The organism is Halarchaeum sp. CBA1220, from assembly GCF_003721175.2.
GTDB lineage: Archaea > Halobacteriota > Halobacteria > Halobacteriales > Halobacteriaceae > Halarchaeum > Halarchaeum grantii.
Genome location: NZ_CP054710.1, coordinates 60,493 through 72,221, shown reverse-complemented (window position 1 = coordinate 72,221; position 11,729 = coordinate 60,493). Strand labels below are relative to the sequence as shown.

Annotated in this window: 7 protein-coding genes and 2 pseudogenes; 6 read left to right on the top strand and 3 right to left on the bottom strand. The window is 59.3% G+C overall.

Annotated features, from left to right (window positions below; genetic code table 11):
* Nucleotides 1–52 precede the first annotated feature (52 nt).
* Nucleotides 53–745, bottom strand: a complete 693-nt coding sequence (locus EFA46_RS15600; protein WP_123078959.1) for a hypothetical protein — start codon at nucleotides 743–745, stop codon at nucleotides 53–55.
* Between the two features lie 60 nt (nucleotides 746–805).
* On the bottom strand, nucleotides 806–1,849 hold the full coding sequence (locus EFA46_RS15595; protein ID WP_123078957.1) for an HNH endonuclease: 1,044 nt from the start codon (nucleotides 1,847–1,849) through the stop codon (nucleotides 806–808).
* 112 nt (nucleotides 1,850–1,961) lie between these two features.
* Here EFA46_RS15595 and EFA46_RS15590 point away from each other — a divergent pair, with 112 nt between their 5' ends.
* From EFA46_RS15590 to EFA46_RS15570, 5 genes and pseudogenes are all read left to right on the top strand, one after another.
* On the top strand, nucleotides 1,962–4,904 hold the full coding sequence (locus tag EFA46_RS15590) for a DEAD/DEAH box helicase (RefSeq protein ID WP_123078955.1): 2,943 nt from the start codon (nucleotides 1,962–1,964) through the stop codon (nucleotides 4,902–4,904).
* Between the two features lie 47 nt (nucleotides 4,905–4,951).
* Nucleotides 4,952–6,316 carry a DNA cytosine methyltransferase gene (locus EFA46_RS15585; RefSeq protein WP_123078953.1) on the top strand — a complete coding sequence of 455 codons (1,365 nt, stop codon included), beginning with the start codon at nucleotides 4,952–4,954 and terminating at the stop codon, nucleotides 6,314–6,316.
* A 31-nt stretch (nucleotides 6,317–6,347) separates the two neighbouring features.
* Nucleotides 6,348–6,993: pseudogene (locus EFA46_RS15580) on the top strand (hypothetical protein); the annotation flags it as partial.
* A gap of 2 nt (nucleotides 6,994–6,995) precedes the next feature.
* On the top strand, nucleotides 6,996–7,301 hold the full coding sequence (locus EFA46_RS15575) for a hypothetical protein (RefSeq protein WP_123078951.1): 306 nt from the start codon (nucleotides 6,996–6,998) through the stop codon (nucleotides 7,299–7,301).
* Between the two features lie 2 nt (nucleotides 7,302–7,303).
* Nucleotides 7,304–9,422 (top strand): annotated as a pseudogene (locus EFA46_RS15570) (type B DNA-directed DNA polymerase).
* Nucleotides 9,423–9,449: 27 nt separating this feature from the next.
* Here EFA46_RS15570 and EFA46_RS15565 read toward each other — a convergent pair.
* Entirely contained in the window at nucleotides 9,450–9,725 is a 276-nt protein-coding gene (locus EFA46_RS15565) for a PadR family transcriptional regulator (RefSeq protein WP_123078949.1), read from the bottom strand.
* Between the two features lie 194 nt (nucleotides 9,726–9,919).
* On the opposite strand from EFA46_RS15565, the gene EFA46_RS15560 reads away from it, so the two are divergent.
* Nucleotides 9,920–11,236 carry an RNA-guided endonuclease TnpB family protein gene (locus tag EFA46_RS15560; protein ID WP_123078947.1) on the top strand — a complete coding sequence of 439 codons (1,317 nt, stop codon included), beginning with the start codon at nucleotides 9,920–9,922 and terminating at the stop codon, nucleotides 11,234–11,236.
* The last annotated feature ends 493 nt before the right edge of the window (nucleotides 11,237–11,729 follow it).

Genomic DNA, 11,729 nt, shown 5'->3' with positions numbered 1-11,729 from the left:
CAGAAGTTGATCTGGCTCAAACTGACCAGCAATCCGGCGGTTCCAGCGGAGGCTATTGTCCCAGTTGAATGCCGAACTCACTCCGTATTAACCGTCGAGCTGCGTTCTGGGTGAATCCGGCGAACCCGTCGACGTCGATTTGCGTCCGGACGGCGTGCGGTTGATACGGTTCAGTAGCCATGTTTCTGGTTCGGACGGTCCGAAGCGGCTCCCGAAGGCTCGCCACCGCGTAGGGGTTTGAGGTCTCCGCCATCGGCTGGTTGCGTGGGCGGACCCAGAGTTCCCAGTCGAACCCATCGGTCAGGATCGCGATGGCGTGCACGTCGAGATCCCTGTCAAGGTACTCGACCATATCGTCGCAAGCACGATCGAGCTTCTTCGGTGGCTTGACCTCCCCGAAGAACCGGAGGTCGCGTTGCATCGCTTCCTCGATCGAGATCGAGGTGATGCAGAAATCCGGGACGCCGCCGGCGCGCGGCCATCGTGGAGCGTACTGCTTCGGCTGCGGACGGATCGAGTACCCCAGTACCTGCTCGAGAACCGGAAACACGAGGTGGTCCTCGATGAATCGCTCCGGTTCCTGAATCAGGTGCTTCCCTTTCAGGTAGAAGTTCCCGTCGATGACCTTGTCGAAGTGTCCGGTGCAGCCCCGGTCACCGATCTCGTCGATGAAAGATTCGAGAACGTGAAGGAGACTCTGAGCGAGTGGGTCGTGGTCATCGAACGTGGTCGGTCGACTCGGCATGCCGTTACGCGAAGAACTCCCCCCGACTAGATAAATACCGCCTCCCCCACAGTACCTCTGTTACAACCACGACAGTCCCTCGTTTAATTCCTCCAGAAACGTGGGCTGAACCCGAGCGTCGGGGGGAAGCGCGAGCCGTTCACCCCGGCGGTCGACAATCGTCTCCTTGAGGAAGGGGTGTGCGGGGTCGAACGATGGGCTGGCACGGATGCGGTAGTCGCTGTCGATGGTGAAGAGCGCGGCGTCGAACGCGCGGTGATGCAGCGCATTGAGGACGAGGACGTTCTCGGCGTCCTCGGCAAGGTCGGGACGCTGGCTGCGCGGGAGGACGTGCGCGAGGTCGAGCAGGTCGTCCTCGCGGATGCCGGTCATCACGCAGGCGTGCCCGAAGCGCTCGAACGCCTCATCGCGGAACGCGTCGCTGACGACGGTCCCACTCGTCTCGTATGTCCGGACGCGACCACTGCGCTCGCGCGTCTCGCCGGTCGGCCACTGGGACACCTCGCCAGTCTCAACCCAGTGTCGCCAGACGTCCGACGCGCTCCGGTCGTCGTTCATCTGCGCGCGATCGTGGAGCCACGAGACGGGGACGGCCTCCGTGTTGAGGACGGAGAAGTGGAAGAGGTAGTTTGGGATCTGTGTCCCGGAGCCGTCTTGGTAGGAGCGGACCTCGAAGTGGTCGGGCGCGCAGAGCCCGCAGAACTCGACGACGCCGGACTCGGGCTTCCGGAAGACGAGGACGGGCGGCACTTCTTCACGGTGGCCGGACGCGGTGTCGTCGAAGGCGTCCGTGATCTTCCGGTTCTGGCTGGACTCGTCGTAGGGATTGTCCATCTTCGCGTCACCCCAGTAGTGGATCTCCCCACGGTTGACGGCTAACGTGTCTTCCCACGGGTCCTCGTGCTGGGACACGCCGCTATCGTTCGAGACGAGTACCAAGGCTGCCGGTGTATCTGCACGATCGGCGCCGAGGTCCCGAATACCACCGACGTTCTTGATACCGCTACTCAGTGGGCCCCGAATCCAGCGCAGGAACTGGTCGTCTGCGTTCCTGAAGCTCCCTGTATCACGGTAGACTTCGCCGACGCGGAACGCACGTTGCATGATGTTGTGTCAGTACCACCCATCTGGCAAAAGAACACCGGGGAACTCCATCCTCTCTCGGGAACGACAACGTGGGAGAAATTAAGTTCAGCCGCCACATCTGAACTCAGCAGTGTCCGATTGCGAATGCGGTTTCGATATCGGCGATCGAGTCAGCTTCGCGGGCGGTGAGGGTGAGCTCGTCAAGGCCAACCACCGACCGTCGGGTCAGTGTCTGCTCCACATCCTGACTGACGACGACCAGTCGAAGAAGCTCCCCGCAGCCGTCGTCGACCTGATCGACAGCAGCGATACTCTCCTTCAGAAAGGAGAGTTCGACGATCCAGACCGGTTCAACCTACGCGCCAAGGCGGCAGAACTCGACCTTGCCCACCGGCAGGACCGCTTCGTCGCACTGGAGAACAACCGGATCGATATCGCCCCCCACCAAGTGAAGGCTGCCCACCAGATCCTCACCTCCTACGACCACCGCTATCTCATCGCCGACGAGGTCGGCCTCGGGAAGACGATCGAGGCGGCAATCGTCATTGAGGAACTCGCTGCGCGGGGGCAAGCCGACCGCGTACTCATCGTCGCTCCGGCACCGCTAACCACCCAGTGGCAAGAGGAACTCCGCGAGAAGTTCGACACAAACTACGTCATCTACGACCGCGACTACGTCGAGGCGAAGAAGGACGCCTACCCTGCAGAGAACGTCTGGTCACACGAAAACCGCATCATCACCTCCATCGATTTCGCTAAACAGGAGGACATGCGCTCGGCACTGAAGAACGTCCAAGAAGATTGGGACATCGCACTCTTCGACGAGTCACATCACCTTACGGCTCGCCGTGAAGGAAAGCGAGGCGTCGACAAGACCGACCGCTACAGGGTAGGTGAAGCCGTCTCTGAAACCTCTGATGGTCTCCTCTTCCTGACTGGCACCCCACACAACGGAAAGCGTGATCAGTTCTACTTCATGATCTCGCTACTTGACCCCTACCGCTTCCGCGACGAGCACGACGTCGACAAAGAGGGGCTGCGAGACCTGATGATCCGGCGACTGAAGGATGAGATGTACGAAGCCGACGGGTCTCCGATGTTCCCGGAGAAAAACATCCAGACGCTCCCAGTCGAGTTCACGCCAGAAGAGCGCCAACTCTACGACGACGTTACGGAGTACATCACCGAGTACTACAACCTTGCCAGTCGGGAGGAGAACGACGCTGCAGGGTTCGCAATGGTGCTGTACCAGAAGCGTCTCGTTTCGTCGATTTACGCGATTCAGCAATCGTTGAAGAATCGGATGGAGTCAATCAAAGCAGGCGGTGCCGACCCGTCCGACCTCTCCCCAATAACGAAGAGCCTCCTTGATGAGTACCGGGAAGACCCCGAGATGCTGACGGAGGCCCAGCGTGAGCACGTCGAAACAGAGCTTGGTGGGGCAGTTGTCTCTAGCGATCCGGACAAAATAGAGGAAGAACTTGCGATCGTTCGCGACCTGTACAACCAAGCGAAGGCGATCCCGGTTGACTCGAAGGCGGAACGACTGCGGGAGTACGTCGACGGGATTCTGGAGGAGGACCCTGACGAGAAAATCCTCATCTTCACCGAATACACGGACACACTCGAGTATCTCAAAGGCCGAGTGTTTGGGGACAGAGATATTGCGGAGATCTACGGCGACCTGTCTCAGTCCCAGCGTCAACAGCAGTTCAAGAAGTTCGAAGGACCGGCGAACGTGATGCTCGCCACCGACGCCGCACGAGAGGGACTGAACCTGCAGTTCGCCCACATCATGGTGAACTACGACTTGCCGTGGAACCCGACACGGATCGACCAGCGGATTGGACGGCTTCACCGCTACGGTCAACAAGAGACCGTCGAGATCCGGAATCTCTTCTTCAAAGATACTCGTGAGAGCATCATCCTTGAGCGACTCCTCGAGAAGATTGACGAAATCGAAGAAACGCTGGGTATGAGCTCGGACGTCCTCGGACTCGTTCTCGATGATGTCGATCTCGAAGATCAAATCATGTCTGCGCTTGCGACCGGCCAGAGTCCTGATGCTGTCGTCGACGATCTCGAGGCGATCGTCGAAGACCAAGAAGAAGCTGTCCGACGGGTCGATGACGAACTGCTCATCCGCGATAAGTTCGATCTGAGCGAAGAGGACAAAGAAATTCTCGATATCGTCGAGGAGAGTGGTGCTGATACGGTCAGCGATGAAGATGTCGCATACCTCGTCAAAACCGTCTGCCAAGAGTTCGGTGGAGGCCTCAGGAACGTCCGTCCCGGTCCTGCCGAAGACGGTGGTGACGTGTTTGACTTGGTCGTTCCGAGCCAACTCACCGGCGACGATATCGAGAGTCGGTACGATAGCGCAACGTTTGATCGGGAAAACGCGCTTGTCGATGAGACACTCGAATTCATCACTCTCGACCATCCTGTAGTCCACTCGATGATGGCGTACTGTCTGGATACGGATGCGGTGGGTGGACAGACAGCCATCCTCACCGGGGGAAAGCAACTGGAAACACCGGGACTGTTCTGTAACTACCGGATTGGCTATCTCTCAGGGACCGGTGACACGGTAACTGAGAAACTCGTGCAGGTCTACGTCACACCAGATGGAACGACGAAGACAGAGAACATCGATATTACTGGTGGCTTGCCTGCATCAGCAGTTGGCGATCACCCGTCAATCGACACTGTAGCCGGGCAGGCAGAAGAGCTCGTTTCGGAAGCAGATGATGTAGCTCAGGAGCTCATCAACGATCTCGCACAGGAGGCACGAGAAGATCGGGAACGTGAGGTCCGTATCCGCCGAGAGCACACAGAGAACTACTTCGAGTACCGAATGGAGGACCTCGAAGAACGCATTCAACAGTTCGAGGAGCGTGACCGCTCGGGCGAGGACATGAGCGCAGTGCTTGCAAAGCACCGAAGTCAGCTCGCTGAGTTGCGCGAAAAGAAAAACACCGAGATGGTCCGACTTAAGAGCGAAAAGCAGGTCGTACCGGACGAGCCCGATTTGATAAATATGGCTGTGGTCATCGACGCGTTCGAGAACTGACCAGCGTTCCGAACGGCTTTCGTCACTCCCGCCCATTCCTTCGCACGATGGATTCGGAGCTATCTGTAATCGACCTCTTCTGTGGCGCAGGAGGACTCTCTGAAGGGCTCCGACGGGCCGGCTACGGCGTTCGATGGGCGGTCGACCAAAACGAGTCCGCCGTCGAAACGTATCGAGAAAACCACGGTGACCACGTGATACAGGCAGATATCCGGGATACGGATCCCGCAGTCGATGGTCCCGATATCGAACCCAAGGAACTGGACCTCGTCGCAGGTGGTCCCCCTTGCCCCTCCTTCTCCACGATCGGCCGCTCGAAGCTCGGGTCGCTCGCAGACCGTTCAGTTGACGATGATGACCGGAACATACTGTATCTCGACTTTCTGCGGTATGTCGACCACTATCAACCACGAGCGTTCATCATGGAGAACGTTCCAGGGATGCTGACGGACACGGTAACTGTAGAGTCTGACACTGTCCAAGAGTCTCTCCCCATCGGGCAAGGACACGAGACTGAGCGATTCCCCGTCGGTGAGGAGGTACCGATGGCCCAGATCATCACCGAGGAGATGGAGAGTCTCGGCTATACGGCTGACTGGGAAAAGGTAGACGCTGCAGCCTACGGTGTCCCCCAACACCGAGAGCGACTCTTCTTTGTCGGGTGCAGAGAGGGATCAACGCTGCCTGATCTGGAGGCGTGGCAGACACACCGTGAGCCGTCCGACCGAGAGAAGGACAAGCCGATGGCGGTCAGACCGGAGCTCAGAGACGGTGGAGACGCTGCACAGGCGACCCTCGGAACGGGAGAGAGGGATGTGCTTCCTGCATTTGAGCGTGACCGTGACACGAAACGGCCGTATCTGACCGTCGCCGACGCGATTCTCGACCTCCCTCCGATTTCGCCCGGTGGAGAGATGCCACCAGTTCAGGCAACGGAGTACACGCTTCCCCCGGTGTCGCCGTACCAAGAGTGGGTTCGAGACATCCCCGACGAGGAGGAATGGGACGACCAAGAACTTCGTAACCACGACGCCCGTTGGCACAACCACCTCGACCTCACAATCTACAAGCTACTTGGTCACGGCGTCGGTTGGAACATCGGCCAAGTGAGTACAGCATTGCAACCGTATCGCGACGACGTTTTCCCAGATAAGTATAAGAAGCAAAATCCTGCTCGACCGGCGTCGACGATCCTCGCGCACATCCAGAAGGACGGTCACATGTTCATCCATCCAACTGAGGCACGCTCGCTCTCTCCCCGAGAAGCGGCTCGCCTCCAGTCCTTCAGGGACACGTACTGGTTCCCCGAGAGCCGAACAAACGCCTACCGCTTGGTGGGTAACGCGGTTCCCCCAAGACTTGGAGAGGCAGTAGGCGTCGCGGTTAGAGAGACAGTTCTCTGTCGCGACTAAGCTGTTGTCTCACTCTGGCTGACCTATCGATCTGAGCCGAATCCACGTCGCACGCGGCTTCACCGCCTACCAGCACTACGGCGCCGTCTGTGATCTCCCGACAGCAGTGAACCAGTCCATCCAGGAATCCACCGCCAATATCGGGACAACCAGTCGAAGAGCACCAGGTCGTGACGAGGACTCGTCCCCCCATACCCCTTCAATCATCGTCGCACCGGCCGTCGACGCCCAGTACCGCGGCGAGGACACTCTCGGCGAGACCCACGCCGAAACCCTCCAGGCCCGAACCCTCGCCCGGTTGGCGACCTACGCCGATGGGTACGATATCCCGGTGCTCGTTACGCGAAACGAACGAAACGAATTCACCGAACCGGTCGCGACGATTGCTGACCACCACCTCGAGTGCGAGCAGACGCGGATGGGGCCACGGGTCGTCGGAGAGGAGTTCGAGACGCTCGTCTATCCCGTCGACGATGGCGCGTACTACCAGACAACGTTCGCCTACTGGCGCCAGCTGCTCGCAGCGCGCGACGCAGGTCGGCGTTGAACCAACGACGCCGTCAACGCCGACCCCGGAGGGCGTCGGGACAGGCGTTACAGCTGACGGTGAGACGGTGTCGGCTACCGCGGATCCCCTACTGGATGCGTGGACGGCGACCGGAGCCGGAGGCCAATAACGATGGGACGCACAAACCCGACGTACCGGGATGCACTTCGGGCCATCGAGGAGCGCTGGGCGGAGTTCCGGCGGGCGCTGCGGCGTCGCGACCAGCCGCGATTCGACCGGCTGTTCGAGTACGCCCGCGAGCACGCCGACGCAAGCGGCCTGTTGAACCACCAGAATCCGTTGCTACCGGCGCTGTTCAGCATCGATCTCGAGCAAGAGACCAGACTCGACGACCACGAAGAGCGCCTCAAGGAACTCGAAGCCGCGGTCGCCGCACGCGATGACCAGGAGTCCGACCCACCGGACGCGAACCCGTGACGATGCCATTCAGCATCGACTTTCTGGACGACGGTCGCGTCCTGGAGTGGGAGGCGACCGCCGACGGCGCCGTCGCGACCGAGCGCGATGACTACACACCCCGTTTCTACGTCGCCCCTCGTGACCCAGAGACCGATCTCGACCTCACGACACTCCAGTCAGTGTACGACCAGCACCCGCACGTCGTCGCGACCGAACAGGTTGCACGACGCCCCGGCTTTCGACGGGACGAGGATAGAGTTCTCGCCCTCGACGTCTCCCACATCGACCGCGTCACCGCACTCACCCGGCAAGCGCGCCAGCTCCCAGACTATCCGGTCGGAGATCTCGCCTGCTTCAACGTGGACTTCTCTCGGGAGTTCCGGTACTGTCTCGAGGAAGATATCGATCCGACACCGGCGAGCGAGCTATCGACGCTCCGCCTCAGCGTCCCAGTGACCGAAACGAACAACGACATCTACGGAGAGCTGTCCGTCGCCGACGACACCGTCACCGGCCCACCGACGGATATCCTGACCGCTGTCCAGGGAGCGCTCGACGCACACAATCCGGACATCCTGGTCTGCTCGACGAGCGAGATCGTCCCGACACTGTACGAGATGGCAAGGGCCGCCGGCGTCGACGACTTCTCACTAAGCCGGTGGCCGGACGTCGACTACCAGCAGTTGGCGAGTCGGTCGACGTACTCGAGTTACGGTCGCGTTGGTCACTCACCGGCGCGGTACAACGTGCCCGGGCGGGCGATCATCGACGAGTCGAACACGTTCTTCTACGGGGAGACGAACCTCGACGGCGTCCTTGACCTCGTGTCGCGCTCGAAAAAGCCCATCCAGGAGGCCGCGTGGGCGTCAATTGGGAACGTCCTCACCGCGATCCAGATCTGTGAGGCCCACGACCGCGGCGTCCTCGTCCCGTGGAACTCCTGGCGCCACGAGTTCTTCAAGCCGATGGGGACGCTCCACGAGAACGTCCACGAACTCGACTTCTCCTCACTGTACCCGAACATCATCTGCACCCGAAACGTCTCACCAGACGTCATTCGGTGTGACTGCCACAGCGACCGCGACGACGTCCCCGGACTCGGATACTCGATCTGCGACGACCGCGGCTACCTCGTCGACATCCTCCAACCGATCATCGGCGCGCGCGACGAGATCAAGGCAGCCATCCGTCGCGAGAAACAGTGTGACGACCCCGAGGAGGACCGACTGGCGGAACTCGAGGGGCGGTCGGGTGCGCTGAAGTGGATTCTCGTTGCCTGCTTCGGGTATCAAGGATTTAGCAACGCGAAGTTCGGCCGCATCGAGTGCCACGAAGCAATCAACGCGTTCGCGCGCGAGATTCTGCTAACAGCGAAACAACGACTGGAGGCCGGCGGCTGGCGCGTCGTCCACGGCATCGTCGATTCGGTCTGGGTGACCCCGGACCCCGACGTCGACGACGATGACCGAGAGGATCTCAAGGCGCTCGCGACGGAGATCACGGAGACCGTCGAGATTCGGCTCGAACACGAAGCCCACTACGACTGGGTCGCGTTCGTGCCGCAGCGCGAGAGCGACGCCGGCGCGTTAACGAAGTACTTCGAGAAGGTCGCCGGCGACGACGAGTTCAAAGTGAGAGGCATCGAAGCCCGCCAGCGCTCGACCCCACCGTTCATCGAGGAGGTCCAGCGGGACTGTCTCGACCGACTCGATGCGACACAGTCACCGGACGCAGTCCTCGACAGACTCCGAGACGCGATCAATCGGCTCCATGCAGGGGCAGTGTCGGTCGATGCACTCGTTGAACGGAGTCGCGTCTCCAAACCACTCGAAGGATACACACAGAATACGCAGAACGTGGCCGCGTTGAAACGCGCTCGCGATCAAGACCTCGGCGTCCACCCCGGACAGGATATCGAGTACGTGGTCGTCGACGACAAGAAATTCTCACGGGACCGTGTCGCCCTCGCCCACGAAGCAATCGAGACCTACGACGCCGCGTACTACGATACCCAGCTCGTCAGAGCTGTCGAAAGCATCCTGTCCCCCCCTCGGGTGGGATCGGACCGATATTCGACGAGAACTCGCAGAGACACGGGTACCGGAGTTGACGGCGTTCGCGAACACCGGCGTGGAGTAGAGCAATCGAAAAGAGATATGCTGGGCCCTAGACGTCGACGTACTGGTTCTCCCACTCACGCCGAGCCTCAAGTTCACGTCGGCCACGTCGCGTGAGCGTGTAGGAGTTTGTTCGCTTGTCGACAGTGCCCTTCTCGACGAGGCCCTTCTCGACGAGGGTGTCGAGGTTCGGGTAGAGACGCCCGTGGTGGACCTCAGTCTCGTAGTAGGTCTCTAGCTCTTCCTTGATTTCGAGCCCGTTCGGTTCTTCGAGACCCGCGATAACGAAGAGCAGGTCGCGCTGAAAACCAGTCAAGTCGTGCATACCGTATACTAAACATATCGGAATATTAGTTAACCGGTTATACTGAACCGAGGAGAATACCCGACCCTTAGGGTCAGGATGAATCCGACAACTCCTACATAGTCTACCGTCGATAGCATAGCTGGATATTCCACGCCCCAATCCAAGTATTTACAGTAGAATACTACATAACCTGTTATGGAGACGTTTCACCGATGCACATCCACCGAACCTACCGAGCGAAAATCCTCAACCACGGCCAAGTGGCTGAGCTGCTCGACAGGCATGGATGGAGTGCATCGAAACTCTGGAACGTTGCGAACTACTACTCCCGAGAAGTCTGGGAGGATACCGGTGAGATCGCCGACGATTCGGACTTGAAAAGCGAGTTGAAGAAACACCCCAAATACAAGGGACTGCACAGTCAGTCCAGTCAGCGCGTTCTGGAGGAACTCGCTGAAGCCTTCAACTCGTGGTACGGCAAACGCAAGAACGATTCTCGTGCGAATCCGCCCGGCTACCGCAAACGCAACTACTACGACAACCACGGGAACCGAGTCCACGAAGAACATCCCCGTTCAACGGTGACGTGGAAGCAGAAAGGCATCCGTCACGACACCGGGAACAACCGTGTTCGGCTCTCAAAAGGCGCGAATCACAAAGACCATCCCCGCGATTGGGATTACATCCTCATCGAGTACGAGACACGTCCCGAGGCTACTGTTGAGAACCTGCAACAGGTTCGCGCTGTCTACGACAACGCAACGGATCGATGGGAACTGCACTTAGTGTGCAAACACGAGGTTGAGACGCCTGCCGTACCCGGCAACGAGACTGCTGGCATCGACCTTGGTATTTGTAACTTCGCGGCGGTCGCATACAGTACCGAGCAAGCCGACCTGTATCCCGGCAACCGCCTAAAACAGGACGGCTACTACTTCCCGAAAGAAATCGCCAAGTGCGATGATTCAGGCGGCGAAGAAGCTACTCGGCTCCACGCAAAGTGGTCAGAGCGTCGCACCCACTTCTTCCACTCACTGGCAAAGCACATCGTTGAACGGTGTGCCGAGAACGAAGTGGGACGCATCAACGTCGGCAAGCTCGCAGGTGTCCGCGAGGACGAAGACGGTGAGTCGAAGAATTGGGGTCGGCACGGAAACCTCGACTTGCATGGGTGGGCGTTTGACCGCTTCACGTCGATTCTCACCTACAAAGCGAAAGTCGAAGGTATCGAAGTCGTGGAAGTGTCCGAGCGCGACACGAGCAAGACCTGTTGCATGTGCAGGAGAGAGGACGACAGTCAGCGTGTTGAACGTGGCCTCTACGTCTGTGAGGCGTGTGAGGCAGCGTTCAACGCTGACGTAAATGGGGCGGAGAACATCCGGCTCGACATCAACGAAAGTAACTCCGAGTCTTCGGCCGGTTTGGACGAGGATAGGAGTACCGGCTGGTTGGCACAGCCCGGAGTCTACCTTCACGACCTCTCCCGAGGATTCCAACCTCGGGCAGAGGTGGTAGACTGCAAACCCTAATATCCCAATCCAGCGGTGCGGTGCCGTGGGGTTCCTCTGCGGTCACGCGGAGGAGGATGTCAATAGCCACGGGAGTGATTCACTTGGTCCAGATCGTCCTCTCAATCGCGAACAACGATGTGCAGGTTAACTGCCGGGTGAATTGGGCGATCGTCTGACTCATCTTTTTGCCTACCCCCAGAAAAGGTGTCCTCGGGAGGGACATCACACGCTCCACCCTCCCCATACCATCCTTCCATACGGTTTCGGGAACAGAGTGAGCCGATAGGGGAACCCGAACCCTCCCCCCCCGTCATCGATGTGTAAACGTCCTCGAGGGGGAGGGTGCCTGAGAGGAATATTGGCGATATAGCCAGGTTCCGGTGCTTTCAGGCGGTAGAAGTCCTAGGAGGTGGATTTAGAGTGGGTCCTAGCGAAGAACTATTGTCTGACGAAGCTTTAAGTATAAGCCATAAGTACCATACCCGTAGTAGGCCCAAAGGTAATACTAAAC